12 protein-coding genes and 1 tRNA gene are annotated in these 13,196 nt (G+C 51.7%); 7 read left to right on the plus strand and 6 right to left on the minus strand.

Annotated elements, in window-relative coordinates; genetic code table 11:
- Positions 1-171: 171 nt before the first annotated feature.
- The gene (locus Q2J39_RS02555; RefSeq protein WP_230267315.1) at positions 172-1,125 is read left to right on the plus strand and encodes a M56 family metallopeptidase; all 954 of its coding nucleotides are present in this window, start codon (positions 172-174) and stop codon (positions 1,123-1,125) included.
- Positions 1,126-1,305: 180 nt separating this feature from the next.
- Here the strand turns inward: Q2J39_RS02555 and Q2J39_RS02560 are convergent, their stop codons facing one another.
- From Q2J39_RS02560 to Q2J39_RS02575, 4 genes are read right to left on the minus strand one after another with little or no spacing between them, the layout of a single operon-like run.
- A complete protein-coding gene (locus Q2J39_RS02560) occupies positions 1,306-3,213 on the minus strand; it encodes an extracellular solute-binding protein (RefSeq protein ID WP_230267314.1) in 1,908 nt (635 codons plus the stop codon).
- Complete coding sequence (locus Q2J39_RS02565) at positions 3,210-4,046, minus strand: ABC transporter permease (RefSeq protein WP_230267313.1); 837 nt, start codon at positions 4,044-4,046, stop codon at positions 3,210-3,212. Before Q2J39_RS02565 ends, Q2J39_RS02560 begins: the two co-directional genes overlap by 4 nt.
- Positions 4,043-5,629, minus strand: coding sequence for an ABC transporter ATP-binding protein (locus Q2J39_RS02570; RefSeq protein WP_288339078.1), 1,587 nt, complete (start codon positions 5,627-5,629; stop codon positions 4,043-4,045). The genes Q2J39_RS02565 and Q2J39_RS02570 overlap by 4 nt, the downstream gene beginning before the upstream one ends.
- A gap of 11 nt (positions 5,630-5,640) precedes the next feature.
- Positions 5,641-6,177 carry a helix-turn-helix domain-containing protein gene (locus Q2J39_RS02575; RefSeq protein ID WP_230267325.1) on the minus strand — a complete coding sequence of 179 codons (537 nt, stop codon included), beginning with the start codon at positions 6,175-6,177 and terminating at the stop codon, positions 5,641-5,643.
- A gap of 450 nt (positions 6,178-6,627) precedes the next feature.
- On the opposite strand from Q2J39_RS02575, the gene Q2J39_RS02580 reads away from it, so the two are divergent.
- Positions 6,628-7,488 (plus strand): DUF368 domain-containing protein, encoded by an 861-nt coding sequence (locus Q2J39_RS02580; protein WP_288339077.1) that lies wholly within the window; start codon positions 6,628-6,630, stop codon positions 7,486-7,488.
- Between the two features lie 156 nt (positions 7,489-7,644).
- Here Q2J39_RS02580 and Q2J39_RS02585 read toward each other — a convergent pair whose 3' ends face one another.
- Positions 7,645-8,811: a cation diffusion facilitator family transporter gene (locus Q2J39_RS02585; RefSeq protein ID WP_230267310.1), complete on the minus strand. Its 1,167-nt coding sequence runs from the start codon at positions 8,809-8,811 to the stop codon at positions 7,645-7,647.
- 54 nt (positions 8,812-8,865) lie between these two features.
- Between Q2J39_RS02585 and Q2J39_RS02590 the strand changes: the two genes are divergently transcribed.
- A tRNA-Ser gene (locus Q2J39_RS02590) sits at positions 8,866-8,954 on the plus strand.
- Between the two features lie 329 nt (positions 8,955-9,283).
- Here the strand turns inward: Q2J39_RS02590 and Q2J39_RS02595 are convergent.
- Entirely contained in the window at positions 9,284-10,300 is a 1,017-nt protein-coding gene (locus Q2J39_RS02595; protein WP_288339076.1) for a serine hydrolase, read from the minus strand.
- Positions 10,301-10,590: 290 nt separating this feature from the next.
- Here Q2J39_RS02595 and Q2J39_RS02600 point away from each other — a divergent pair, with 290 nt between their 5' ends.
- From Q2J39_RS02600 to Q2J39_RS02615, 4 genes are all read left to right on the plus strand, one after another.
- Positions 10,591-10,938: a hypothetical protein gene (locus Q2J39_RS02600; protein WP_230267308.1), complete on the plus strand. Its 348-nt coding sequence runs from the start codon at positions 10,591-10,593 to the stop codon at positions 10,936-10,938.
- Positions 10,939-11,130: 192 nt separating this feature from the next.
- Positions 11,131-11,430: a hypothetical protein gene (locus Q2J39_RS02605; protein ID WP_230267307.1), complete on the plus strand. Its 300-nt coding sequence runs from the start codon at positions 11,131-11,133 to the stop codon at positions 11,428-11,430.
- 206 nt (positions 11,431-11,636) lie between these two features.
- Positions 11,637-12,338, plus strand: a complete 702-nt coding sequence (locus Q2J39_RS02610) for a VTC domain-containing protein (protein ID WP_288339075.1) — start codon at positions 11,637-11,639, stop codon at positions 12,336-12,338.
- Between the two features lie 115 nt (positions 12,339-12,453).
- On the plus strand, positions 12,454-13,092 hold the full coding sequence (locus Q2J39_RS02615; protein WP_288339074.1) for a DUF4956 domain-containing protein: 639 nt from the start codon (positions 12,454-12,456) through the stop codon (positions 13,090-13,092).
- The last annotated feature ends 104 nt before the right edge of the window (positions 13,093-13,196 follow it).

Genomic DNA, 13,196 nt, shown 5'->3' on the forward strand with positions numbered 1-13,196 from the left:
GGAACTAACCTGATTTGTAAGTGAGCTTGTGAAGCTTAAGTGAACAGCATTGCTAAAATAGAACCACTTGGATTTGCATGCGGTTTTCCCCGCACAATGCTGCATGCGATCCGTCCCTTCCATTTTTTAAGCCTCTGAATTGCAACTCCGAATATGGAAAGAAGGTACATTATGCTGCTGTCTGTCTATTCGGTATTCATGGCGCTTCTGTTTTGTATATGTCTGATGGCTGTGCTGGCTGTACTTCTTCATAATTCTTCTCTGGCCAGCCGCATTCATCCCTGCCTTTTTATGGCGGTATTGTGCACCTATTTCTTTCGCATGTTTCTTCCCTGCAGCTTTCAGCTCGGGGTCGAGCTGCCCTGGAATGGCCTCTTTCCTCTGATCGATCACCACCTGGAAACCGTGTCGTTTCTTGGTACGAACGGCTTTGGCTGGCTGAGCTGGATCTGGCTGGCCGGCGCGGCTATTGCGTTTGTGCGATACCGGCGACGATATGAGAAAGAACAGGTTCTGATGGATATGGTTCTCGATACCGCAAAACAGTACGCGATTACCGATTTCATCCCGGACTACTGCGGTCCGGACTTTGATCTTTATATTTCTCCGTCCGTTCCGTTTTCCTTTGTACGCCTCGATCATCATCCGGCTATCATCCTGCCGGACGTGCCGATGCATCCAGACGAATATGAGTTCATCATTTTGCATGAGGTGTGTCATCTGTGCAACGAGGACGCGCTCTTGAAAAAGCTGTATCTGACGCTGACGATTGTCTACTGGTGGCTGCCGGGCCTCACGCGGATTCGTCCCGTGCTGGAACTGTTCAGCGAAATCCGCGTCGATCGACAGATCACCGAACAGCGCACGCCGCTAAATCGTCTCAATTACTCCCGGACGGTGCTTCGCTTTGCGGCTCCGTCTTCCCGCACGTTTCCGCATACCAACTTTGTGCGGCTCTCCGCCTTTTCCCGCAGCACGTCGACCCGTGCTCTTGAATCGCGCATCCGCGTTCTGATCGACACGTCGCAAAGCGAACCGAAACAGCCGCCTGCGGCTGTTCTCTGGATTCCTTTTGCCTGCGCGTTTTTCTCTTCACTGATTCTCATTTCGATTTACGCGATCTGAATCCGGCTTTCTTTTTCAAAGATCCATCCGGTTTCTGCACTCTGCACTGCACATGTAAAAAGTCCCGAATCGAACCGGTTTCTGCCGCTTCGCATTCGGGACTTTATTCGTTTTGCAAATGGATGTTCCGGATCAAATCGATTTTCGATCCATCGGTTTTTCCGCTTCAGGACACGCTGGCTAGCGGCTGTTGGATGCGATGATCTTGACCTGACTCCAGTACTGCGCAATCGTCTTGCGGCTGTCCGGATTGTATTCAAAGACTTCGTCCTTCGCATAGCCGGTACGCGGAATGTAGGCGTTGGTGCCGTCAAACTCCGTGGCTGCCAGTTCGTCTTCCGCTTCCTTGTTGGTCGCGGTATAGCCGACGTAGGACGAGTTGATCATCTGCGCTTCGTAGGACGCTGCGTAGTTGATGAAGGCGTAGGCGAGTTCCGGATTGGCCGCGCTCTTCGGGATACACATGGCATCGACCCAGAGGTTGGTGCCTTCTTTGGGCAGATAGTAGCCCATCTGGTCGTTTTCCTGAAGGATGTACGTCGCATCGCCGGAATAGACCATGCCCAGCGCCTTGCGGCCGTTGGCCATGTTGTCGATGATTTCATCCGTTACGATTTCCGGTTCCATCGTGCGGACCACATCGCTCAGCCAGTCAAAGGCGTCCTTGAGCTCCTGGGAATCCGACGTGTTCATCGAATAGCCCAGATTTTTCAGAGCGGACATGAACTGGTCGCGCTCCGAATCGTACAGGTATACATCGCCTTTGTACTTCGGATTGCGGAAAATGTTCCAGCCGTCTTTTTCGAGATCTTCCTGGGACACTTTTTCCTTGTCGTACACAATGCCGACCGTACCCCAGAAATACGGAACGGAATACTGGTTTCCGGGATCGTAGGCGAGATCGCATACCTGATCGTCGAGCTGAACGATCGCTTCATCGACTTTTTCCGGATCGAGCTTCATCAGCAGGTCTTCGTCGATCAGACGCTGAATCATATAGTCTGAAGGAATCAGCACATCGAAGGATTCGCCGTTCGCCACCTTGATGTACATCTGTTCGTTGGAGTCAAAGTTGTCCACGACAACCTGAGCGCCGGTCTGCTGCTCAAAGTTCGAAAGCATTTCATCCGAAATGTATTCGCCAGGCAAATACAGATGCAGCGTCTGGCCCGCAAACGCCTGCGTACCGCGATCCGGGCGGAAGAAGAACAGGCAGCACGCCAGCGCGACAATGACCGCACCGATCAGCGAATTGCGCGCGGTGTGCTTGTGTGCCGAAGGCACGTAATTGGGGTCTTTCATGCGCTTTTCTTCCATGCGCTTGCGAACGACCGGGATGATGTTGACCGCCAGCAAGATGATCGTGATCAGAGCGACAAGCAGCGTGGAAATCGCGTTGATGGACGGATTGACGCGCTTGGCCATCGTGTACACCATGATCGACAGGTTCTTGACGCCTTTTCCCGTCGCAAAGTAGGAAATGATGAAGTCGTCAAAACTCATCGTGAAGGCGATCAGTGCGCCCGAGACAATGCCCGGCATGATTTCCGGAACGATGACTTTAGTCAGCGTCTGAAACGGCGTGGCGCCAAGGTCCATGGCCGCATCCGCCAGGTTCGGGTCAAGCTGCCGCAGTTTCGGGGTAACCGAAAGAATGACATACGGCGTACAGAACGCGATGTGCGCCAGAAGCAAAGTGACAAAGCCGCGTTCGATATGGAAGGTGATGAACAGCAGCATCAGACCGATCGCGGTCACGATATCCGGGTTCATCATCGGCAGATCGTTGATCTGCGTGACGTAGGAGCGCACCAGCTTTTTCGAATAGCGCAGGCCGATCGCGGTGATCGTTCCGACGATCGTCGAAATGACGGTGGCCAGAACCGCAATGACGATGGTGACATAAAGCGAATTCATCATGTCATGCGAGGCAAACATCTGCTCATACCACCGCAGCGAGAAGCCGGTAAAGCTTGTCAGCGATTTGGAGCTGTTGAACGAGAAGATGATCATGAAGAGGATCGGCACATAAAAGAAGATCATCATAAGCGTCGTCAGCAGCGCGCCGACGGGGCGTCTTTTTTTCATGCTTTGCCCTCCTTGGCCGCCTTACGGTCCGCCTTGCGGACAAGGGACATCAGAATCATCATCATCATCGCCATAATGACGGAAATCGCCGAACCGAAGTTCCATTCGCCGACGGTGATGAACTGGTTTTCAATGACGTTTCCAATCAGGAACCAGCCGCCTCCGCCGAGCAGTTTCGGAATGAAGAAGGCGGAAATCGCCGGCAGAAAGACGAGGGTAATTCCGGAAATGACACCCGGAATCGACAGCGGGAAAATAACCCGCCAGAACGTCTGGAACGGCGAAGCGCCCAGATCGCTGGCCGCCTCGACCAGCGAGGGATCCATTTTGGTCAGCGACGCGTGAATCTGCAGCACCATGTACGGCAGATAGTTGTAGACCATGCCGATCAGAACGGCGGTTTCGGTATACAGAATTTCCGCGTCCTTAATGCCAAACCAGCTCAGGACAATCGAAACCGGTCCGCCTTTGGAAAGGATGCCGATCCAGGCATACGTTCTTACCAGCATGTTGATCCACATCGGCAGCGTAATGAACAGAACGATCAGATTTTGCGTCTTCTGCTTGCAGCGGCTGATCCAGTACGCCACCGGATAGCCGATCAGCAGGCAGAGAACGGTCGTCTTGATCGCAACGCTCAGCGAGCGGCCGAGAATGATCAGAAAGTTGGGATCCGTAAAGAAACGGATGTAGCTGTCCAGAGAAAAGCGGAAAGTCGTGACTTCGTTTCCCGGCTGGACAATGGAATAAAACACGATCAGGAGCATCGGGAGCAGCAGCATCCCGGTTCCCCAGATCAGATACGGGATTGCGAGTCTGCGCCAGGTCTTCATGAGGTATAGCCTTCCTTCTCCATGACGTGAATGTCTTCCGGACCAAACGTCAGACCGACACGGGAACCTTCCTTATAAAAGTCCGTCGTATGAATCTTGAACTCGCGGCCTTTGGTCCAGAACGTTACCGGGTAAACGCCCGGTTCAATTTTTTCCGGATCGAAATCGTAGGTGACATCGAGCGGAATGGACTGGTCTTCGTTGTTCAGACGCCAGCCCTGCGCGTTCGCCCACGTTTTCAGGTCGGTATCAAGCGCCACGGATTCCTTGATTTCATCCTTGGATTTAAAGAAGTTAAAGGCGGAAACGCCCTCGTTTCGTTTTTCATCGCGGACGATCTGCTGGTCGATGACCTGAATGGTCTTGGTAATCGACAGGCCGCCCTGCGTCGTGAAGGTAATCGAATACGTACCGATCTTGTTTTCCAGGTCGGTTTCGACGTGTTCGATGGACAGCTGTTCATCGGTTTCGTCATTCCAGGCCTGCGCGTCGGCACGGGCGATCAGATCCTTTTCTTCGATGCCTTCCATATCTTCCACGTCCAGATAGAAGCTGTTTCCGGAAATGTGGATGTGGCCGTCGTCTTTCTGGTTGGCATCTTCGGTCGTGATGTGCATGTTCACAGTTACGTGGGTGCCTGGTACGGTTTCGACCATCATTTCGTAAAGCATGCCCTTGAACAGAACCGATTCCACGGTACCGGTCAGTTTTCCCTGACCGACGGGAACGATATCAATGTCTTCGGGACGGATGACGACATCGACCGCTTCGCCGGGCTTGAAGCCCTTGTCGACGCATTCAAAATCCTGTTCGTCAAAGCGGACGAGTTCGTCCTGGACCATCGTGCCGGGCAAAATGTTGCTTTCGCCGATAAAGTTGGCGACATAGCCGTTGACCGGTTCGTTGTAAATTTCAACCGGCGAGCCGACCTGCTGGATTTCGCCCTCCTTCATGATGACGATCTTGTCGGACATCGTCAGGGCTTCTTCCTGGTCGTGGGTAACAAAAATAAAGGTAATGCCGACTTCCTGCTGAATGCGCTTGAGCTCGTACTGCATTTCCTTGCGCAGCTTTAAGTCCAGCGCGCCGAGCGGTTCGTCGAGCAGAAGCACGTTCGGTTCATTGACCAGCGCTCTGGCGATGGCCACACGCTGCTGCTGGCCGCCGGAAAGCTGGGTAATTTCCCGTTTTTCATAGCCTTCCAGTCCGATCAGACGAAGCATACGCATGACTTTCTGTTCGATAATGTCGTCCGATACTTTTTTGATGCGCAGACCGAACGCGATGTTTTCGTAAACATTCATATTCGGAAAGAGCGCGTATTTCTGGAAGACCGTATTCAGCTCCCGCTTGTACGGGGGCAGCGAAGAAATTTCTTTTCCCTCGATGTAGACTTCTCCTTCATCCTGAGAAAGGAAGCCTCCAAGAATTCGCAGAAGGGTCGTCTTGCCGCATCCCGAAGGGCCAAGCAGAGTGACAAACTCGTTTTTGTTAATGTCGAGATTGATGCCCTTGAGAATAATCTGGTCATCAAAACTCTTCTGGATGTTCCTGAACTGAATCAGGGTATTGTCTTTTTCCATCTCTTTCCTTTCTAGAACACCGGAGGTGTCGAAACCCACAGAACGAGTGCGGGCGTTTTATAGGGGTTCTCCAGCCAGTGGCGGACGCTGCCGTCGGTATAAAACGTTTCGCCGGTGCGTACCGTCATGCGCCGTCCGTCTTCAAACGTCAGACAGACGGTTCCGCGAAGGATATAGCCGAATTCTTCCCCCTGATGATTGGCTGTCGTCATCGAGGATTTAAACGGTTCAATGCGGACCAGGATCGGTTCCATTTCGTTTTTCTGCGCGTTGGGAACGATCCAGGTAATCGTATGATCGTCTCTTTCATCGACAAAGAAATCATCCTGTCGAAACACGATCTGGCTTTCCGGCTCTTCGCTGAAAAATTCCGGAAGGCTGGTGCCCAGGGCTTCCAGAATATCGGCCAGCGTAGAAATGGAAGGCGAAGTCAGATCCCTCTCGAGCTGGGAGAGGAATCCCTTGGTCAGCTCGCATCGGCTGGCGAGCTCTTCAAGCGTCAGGGAATTCGCCTGCCTGAGGCTGCGAATCCGCGCTCCGATTTTCAAATCCATTGTCCTCTCCTTTCCGGGGCGTCCATACCGCCAAGCCCTTGCGGGCTCAGTCGCTGTTTAGCAATACTAAACAAAGAATATAACTTATATAAACGCAAAGCCCATTATATGCGCGATGCGTTTCATTGCAATTTCTAACGTCAAATAATCGAATTTTTTTACATTCGCACCCCGTTTTCGTAAATCGAGGAAAAACCGCCTTCTGCGATGAGGGTCTGAAAGCGTTCTTTTTATGCCGATGGGCATCGCCTGCGGCTTTGTTTTTGCCGGCTTTTTTCTGATTATTGGACAACAGTTTTCTTTTGAGGATGCGTTTTGCAGACGCTGTCAGACAAAACTGTAAGGAAGACCCGTGGCAGGTCGGCCCGGCGGGTGTTAAGCGGATGTTATATAATACTTGGGTTTCAGCGCCGGTTTGCGAACCGGCTTTAAAGAGAGGTAATTATGAAAATTTCCAGTTTCTGGATGGATGTCCTGCGCGGCATGGTCATTGGCGTAGCCAATATCATCCCCGGCGTTTCCGGCGGCACCATGATGGTCTCCATGGGCATCTATGACAAACTGATTCATTCGGTAACGCATCTGTTTTCGGACTTCAAAAAGTCCTTCCGTTTCCTGCTTCCTATTCTGATCGGTATCGTTCTGGCGCTCGCACTTTTAGCCAAGCTGTTTTCGTTTCTGCTGGCGCGCTGGCCGATCGCGACCAACCTGGGCTTCTGCGGTCTGATCCTCGGCTCTCTGCCTTCGATTTTCAAGCACGTGAAGCATAAGGGATTCAAGCTTTCCTACGGCCTTTGCTTTGCGGCTTTCTTCGTGCTGATCGTCGTGCTGGCCGTCGTTAACGAAAGCTCAGGAAATGATGTCGTTCTGCATACGAACTTTTTCGGCCTGTTCATGTTATTCATCGTCGGCGTCATCGCGGCGGCGACTATGGTTATCCCAGGCGTTTCCGGTTCGATGATGCTCATGCTGATGGGATACTATCAGCCCGTCATCAACCTGGTGTCCGACGGCATCACCGCTCTGCTCAAGCTCGACTGGGGCATGATCGGTCACTGCGTCATTCTTGGCGTCCCCTTTGCGATCGGCGTCGTTCTTGGCATCTTTGCGATCGCCAAGCTGATCGAGTGGATTATGAACAAATGGCATCTGCAGACAATGTGGGCCATCATCGGCCTGATCTGCGCCAGCCCGATCGCCATTCTGCTCAAGACCAGCTGGGCGTCCTTCTCCATCGGACAGCTTCTGATCGGTCTTGTCGCCGCTGCCGCCGGATGGTTCGCGGCCGGATGGCTCTCGGAATAGACAGAAATCCGCTTTCTCTGTTCCGAATTTCATTTGCGATTTCAGGATTTCCATTTCCCAGACATATCAAAGCGCCGGCTCGCTGCAAGAACGAGCCGGCGCTTTTCGTGTGAATAAATGTAAACGATAAGCCAGCCATGGGGGCTGAGAATTCAATCAGGAGTACGGATGGACGATGCGCATTTCCATCCAGGCGATTTTGTCGTCGTTCAGACGGGATTTCAGTACGTCTTCGATTTCCTTTTTGGAACGCTTTTCGTCATAGGGGACGATCAGATCGAAATAGAGAACCATCTGATTTTCCGGCGTCTCTTCAATGCGGAAGTCCTGAATCATCCAGTTCGGATTCGTTTTGCGCACGGCTTCCGTAAGCTTTTCTTCCGCGCGGGTCGTCTGTTCATCGTGCAGAAGAACCGGATCGACGTGTGTGACGAGCTCGATGCCCATGACTTTCATGACTTCGCGTTCAATTCGGTCCACTTCCTGATGGACGTCCATCAGATTGAGGGTGCCGTCCACTTCTACGTGGGCGGTCGCGTATTTGTAGCGGGGACCGTATTTATGGATGGCGATATCGTGGACGTCGATGACCATCGGATTGATCATGATCAGATCGATCATCTGATTCATTTCCTGCGGCGTCGGCGCTTCACCTAAAAGGATGTTGCTGTCTTCGCGCAGCAGACCCCAGGCCGAATAGAAAATAATGCCCGATACAACGACACCCATGTAACCGTCCAGATCGAATCCGGTAAAGCGGGAAATGAGCGTAGAAAGAAGAACCATCGCCGTACCGATCACATCGTTTCGCGAATCGATGGCGTTGGCTTCCAGCAGTTCGCTTTTATACAGCTTCGCGTACTTATGGTTATAAGCGTACATGTACAGCTTGACCGAAATGGAAAGCACCAGAATGATGACGGCGGCCCACTCAAAATGAACCGGCGTCGGATGAATAATTTTCTGGAAAGACTGCGTCACCATGTCGATGCCCAGATAGACAATGACCATGCCCATGAACATCGCGGCGATCGTTTCCGTCCGCTCATGCCCGTACGGATGTTCCTTATCCGCCGGCTTTTCAGCAATCTTGAACGAAATGATCGAAACCACATTGCTCAGCGAGTCCGTTAAGTTGTTGATGGCGTCGCCGCAGATCGAAACGCTGCCGACGAGAACGCCGATAATGTATTTCGAAAGGAACAGTGTAAAGTTGAGGGCAATGCCCACCCAGCCTAAGAGCCGGCTGATGATATAACGCAGTTTCGTCATATCGTCTGTTTTTTCCTTACGGAGAATTCGGTTGACCAGCCAGGTAACCATAATTTTGCCTTCTTTCTTTTCTGAAAATATATGGTAGAATATTGAACGCAACACGGAGACGTATCGAAGTGGTCATAACGGGCCTGACTCGAAATCAGGTAGTCTGAAAGGGCTCGTGGGTTCGAATCCCACCGTCTCCGCCACGAGAACTTAACGCTGAAGGAAGCCATGCGGCACGCCTTCAGCTTTTTTTATTTTCCGCTGGGCTTCGGCATTCGCTTTGGCATGTGCTTCGGGATCTGCTTTGGTTTTCCCTCTGCGCGCCGATCCAATGTGCCTCGTTTTGCGCGTTCTGCTTTTCCGTTTTTTTGCTTTTTACGTATTTGTATTTTCGGTGTCTTAGCGGCTTTCCTGCCGGAACGCGTGCGAGTACCGTCAAAGAAAGCCTGCCGATGATCCATCCGCAGGCCATTAGTCCTATCGTATTCTTTTTAAACGGGAATGGAAACAGGAACACCGAAACGCTCCTCAACTACTCCCCCTGCTTCTCTTCGGTATCCAGAAGACTCTGCACGCGCAGCGCCAGATCGCCGACAAATTTTTCCGCCTGAATATCGTCGGTCATTACACAGAGGACATACGGACAGGATGCTTCGAGATCGAGCCCGGCCCCGTTGACCTGTGAGCCATAGGCTCCGTATTTCTGGGCAATCGGCCGATCGAGGAAACGGTTGAGATAGTTGGCCGGCTGTGCGTTTTCCATATCTTCAATCAGCTCTTCATACCGCTCAGGCGAAGCTGCGATTTCCAGAAGAACATCCACCATAACGCCCGGACTCATCAGATTGTCCATGGAAACAAAGTCTTTGTCTTCTGTATGGTTCGGCCAGCGTTCTTTCATGATCGATTTGAACTTTTCCCAGCCGCCAAGATGTTCAAACAAAATGTGGCTGGCGGTATTGTCCGAAGTCAGAATAACCTGTTCGAGAAGTTCTTCAAGATCGATATACGAACCGGCCGCATAACGTGAGGCAATAACAGAGACATCTTCGTACATGTCGGCCCGGTACAGCAGGGGCTTTTTGAGCAGGGACGGATCTTTCTCCAGGCGGTCATACCAGATCATCGCCAGCGGCAGCTTGTACAGACTCGCTCCGGTATACAGCTCATCTTCATTGAGCGTCCAGGAAATGGAACCGTCCAGCGAATGGATGGCGATGCCCGTTGAATCTTCATCGATGGCGTATTCTTCCATAATTTTGTCCATCTCCTCATTCAGCGCTTCCTGCAGCGCCTGTGCATTGCCTTTTGCGGACGGTCTGCCGGGCGAAATGGCGTTGGCCAGCCGCAGATCGACGCCATCCTGAATGCGGCTCATCATTTCCCGCAAAGCCTGCGAAGATGTCAGAGCTTTAACCGATGCATTTCCATCGATTTCCGTCCTGTTTTCCTGCGCCATCAGCCGTTCACTGCATCCTGTACCGGACAGCCCGACAGCCAGAACAGCCGCCATCAAACACAAAGCGATCTTTCCGCACACTCTCTTCATACCCGCTTTTTCCCTTTTCCTTTCAGGCGTTGTGGCGCCTGAAAACACTCTTTTCTTTAAATCTTTCAAAATTGTACGGAGAGCCCCTGTAAAAATCAATGTGCATAAAAAAACGAATGCCTGTAAAAACAGACATTCAAAAATCTCTCCGGATCCGTGTGGGCAAAAAAGGCGGACCGCCCAAAAAGCAGAAGTTTTGGAATGGGTTCTTTCGTTTTACGTATAATACTCAAGGAAACAGAAATTCGAATACGGCCTGTCGCCGGGATTCGGATCCAAGGAGGATTTACATGTCAGAATCAAACGCACGCATTGTCGTTCTTAACTCCAGCCGTTTTGGTCAGGGCAATCCGCGTCTGGGCGAATCGCTGATGGAAGACTTTCTCGATACGCTCGCCAAAAGCGTAAATGTCCCGCAGGCCATCCTGCTCTATAACTCGGCGGTCGTTCTCGCCTGCAAGGATTCGAAACTTCTCAAGCCTCTCAAGGCGCTGGCGGATCTTGGCTGCAAAGTTCTGGTCAACGAGGAAAGTCTGGTCTTCTATTCTCTGGCCGCAAATCTCGAATGCGGCGAGCCGACATCCTTAAAGGACATGACGGAATGCATGATGGAAGCCGACGCCGTCATTAAGCCCTAACGCCAAAAAAGCACTCTTTTTCCTCGTCTTTCGTTCTCGTTTGGACGCATGTCCAGCCATCCTGAATTTTCGTAGCCGCTTTCATTTTGTGTCCTTTCCATGCAATATTTGACATCACTTTCAAACAATCTATGATAGCTAAGGCATTTCTTCCTAGCGAAGAGCTGCCGAAGCGAAAGGAGATGCAAAACGATGGAAAAATGGACTCAGGAGCAGTATGAGCAGTATCTGAAAACCAGAAAACAGAATGCTCATGACGCATTGAATTTGTACATTGAAGTGAATGCAAAAGAGATGCAGGACGAATGCGAGCCGGGATCGAAAAACCTTTCCTGCGCCTGCAAGGCCATGCTGGCGCAGATGCTGGAAGGCGACTGCTTTGTGGTAGAACCCAAAGTCAAATCCAGAATTGCCGGCAAGCTGACGGTACGCTACTACGTCGATAATCTTTCTCCGGAAAGACGGACGTGGGAAGAAGCCCAGGCCGACTAGCCGCTCTTCACCAGATTTAATGCGCCTGAACGACAGGCGCTTTTTTTATTCGCATTTGTATGCCGTTTTGCCGGTTTTGTTCCTCTTTTGCAGTATATCGATTTGTCTGCCTGCCTTTTTTTGAAAAGGACGGGCTTTTTTTCGCTTCTTTGGATTTTCTTAAGAATTGTAACAATCCTTTGAAACGCTCCCGGCAAGATGAGGCCATGGAAACGTTTATTCGAAAAGAACTGAAATACCGAATCGAGGAAGACGCCAAGGCGGCGTTTTTAAAAGAAGCCGGAGAGCACCTCATTCCGGACACTTACTTTGAATGCGATATTTACACGATTTACCTCGATACCGAACACTTCGATCTCATGCGCCTTTGCGAAGGCAAGCCCGACTACAAGTGCAAAGCCAGACTGCGCGCCTACAAGCCCGTATATAGCGAGGAGGATGCTTTCTTTTTCGAGCTGAAAAAGAAAATTCGCGGCTGCTCGTTTAAGCGAAGGCACCCGTTTACGAAAGCTTCGCTTCAGAACTTTTATGACCATCCAGAACATGCCGGCGAAAATTCCGTCACTAGAGAAATCGCTTCGTTTTTAAACACCTGGCCGGTACGGCCGCGCTTCACGCTGTACGCCCATCGCTTCTGCTACGTGTGGAAGGAAGATCCCACGCTGCGGCTGACGTTTGATGACCAGCTGTTTTATCGCGATGTTCGCCCGGGTCTGTATCGCGATCCTGACGATGTCCCGCTGCTCGAAAAAGGATGGAACATTTTTGAGATCAAGTGTTCCCGTCCGCTGCCCTTAGAACTTTGCCGCCTGCTTGCGCGTCCCGGCATTGTGCCCGGCTCCTTTTCCAAAGCCGGGGCGGCGTATGCCCGCCAGATTCAGAAAACCGGCCGCCTTCCGGCGGTTTGAATCGAAAGAAAACGATTTTCCCGATCCAGCCGATTCGTCTCGGACTGTCCTCCCCCAGACAGTCCGCTTTCAAAAGACTTTTTCAGAAAAAATTCACTAGAAAGGAACCCATACGATGACTGAACTCGTTTTTACCAATCTGTTTCTTCCGACTCTTGCCGCGTTTGGAATCGGCATTGTCGGCGCTCTGCTTTGTCTGGCCGCGTTTCGGCCGACCCGCTCCATGCTTCTGACCTGCGCCTTTTTGCCGCCGCTCGTCTGTTCGTGCCTGCTTGCCGTCAACGGCTCAGTCGGCACGTCCATCGCGGTCCTCGGCGTCTTTGGCCTGGTCCGCTTCCGCTCTCTGCCGGCCAAAGGAACGGACATGATCTGCATCATTTACTCGATGGTCACCGGTCTGCTCTGTGCCTGCGGGGCGTGCCTTGCGGCGCTTGCTCTCTGCATTGGCATGGACCTTTGCATGCTTCTGGCCGCCTGGATTTTTTCGCGCCGCAGCCTCATGCAGATTCAGATCGTTGTGCCCGAATCCATGCCAAACGAAGCAGTCTATACGGACATTCTTTCGCGCTTTGGAAAAAAGGTGCACCTTGAAAAGATGAAAACCGCCGGCATGGGCACGCTGTACGAACTTTCCTATACGTTCCTTCCCAACAGCCATTTTGAGAGTACGCGCCTGCTCAACGAAATCCGCGCGGAAAACGGAAACCTTTCCGTCACCCTGCTCGATCTGCACGACGGCGGCGAACAGCTCTAAAAAGTCAGGCAGGAAAATCTTCCTGCAGGCAAAGCCAATCCATATTGTCCATAAAAGACAATATTAAAACCTTATTTGCTTGTTGTTTTCCCACAATTCCATTT

Source organism: uncultured Allobaculum sp., assembly GCF_948576815.1.
GTDB lineage: Bacteria > Bacillota_I > Bacilli_A > Erysipelotrichales > Erysipelotrichaceae > Allobaculum > Allobaculum fili.

What these genes read in the sequence shown, in the direction of transcription:
- Q2J39_RS02555 (WP_230267315.1), top strand. Translation starts at nt 172, where the DNA reads ATGCTGCTGTCTGTCTATTCGGTATTCATGGCGCTTCTGTTTTGTATA.
- Q2J39_RS02560 (WP_230267314.1), bottom strand. Translation starts at nt 3,213, where the DNA reads ATGAAAAAAAGACGCCCCGTCGGCGCGCTGCTGACGACGCTTATGATG.
- Q2J39_RS02565 (WP_230267313.1), bottom strand. Translation starts at nt 4,046, where the DNA reads ATGAAGACCTGGCGCAGACTCGCAATCCCGTATCTGATCTGGGGAACC.
- Q2J39_RS02570 (WP_288339078.1), bottom strand. Translation starts at nt 5,629, where the DNA reads ATGGAAAAAGACAATACCCTGATTCAGTTCAGGAACATCCAGAAGAGT.
- Q2J39_RS02580 (WP_288339077.1), top strand. Translation starts at nt 6,628, where the DNA reads ATGAAAATTTCCAGTTTCTGGATGGATGTCCTGCGCGGCATGGTCATT.
- Q2J39_RS02585 (WP_230267310.1), bottom strand. Translation starts at nt 8,811, where the DNA reads ATGGTTACCTGGCTGGTCAACCGAATTCTCCGTAAGGAAAAAACAGAC.
- Q2J39_RS02595 (WP_288339076.1), bottom strand. Translation starts at nt 10,300, where the DNA reads ATGAAGAGAGTGTGCGGAAAGATCGCTTTGTGTTTGATGGCGGCTGTT.
- Q2J39_RS02600 (WP_230267308.1), top strand. Translation starts at nt 10,591, where the DNA reads ATGTCAGAATCAAACGCACGCATTGTCGTTCTTAACTCCAGCCGTTTT.
- Q2J39_RS02605 (WP_230267307.1), top strand. Translation starts at nt 11,131, where the DNA reads ATGGAAAAATGGACTCAGGAGCAGTATGAGCAGTATCTGAAAACCAGA.
- Q2J39_RS02610 (WP_288339075.1), top strand. Translation starts at nt 11,637, where the DNA reads ATGGAAACGTTTATTCGAAAAGAACTGAAATACCGAATCGAGGAAGAC.
- Q2J39_RS02615 (WP_288339074.1), top strand. Translation starts at nt 12,454, where the DNA reads ATGACTGAACTCGTTTTTACCAATCTGTTTCTTCCGACTCTTGCCGCG.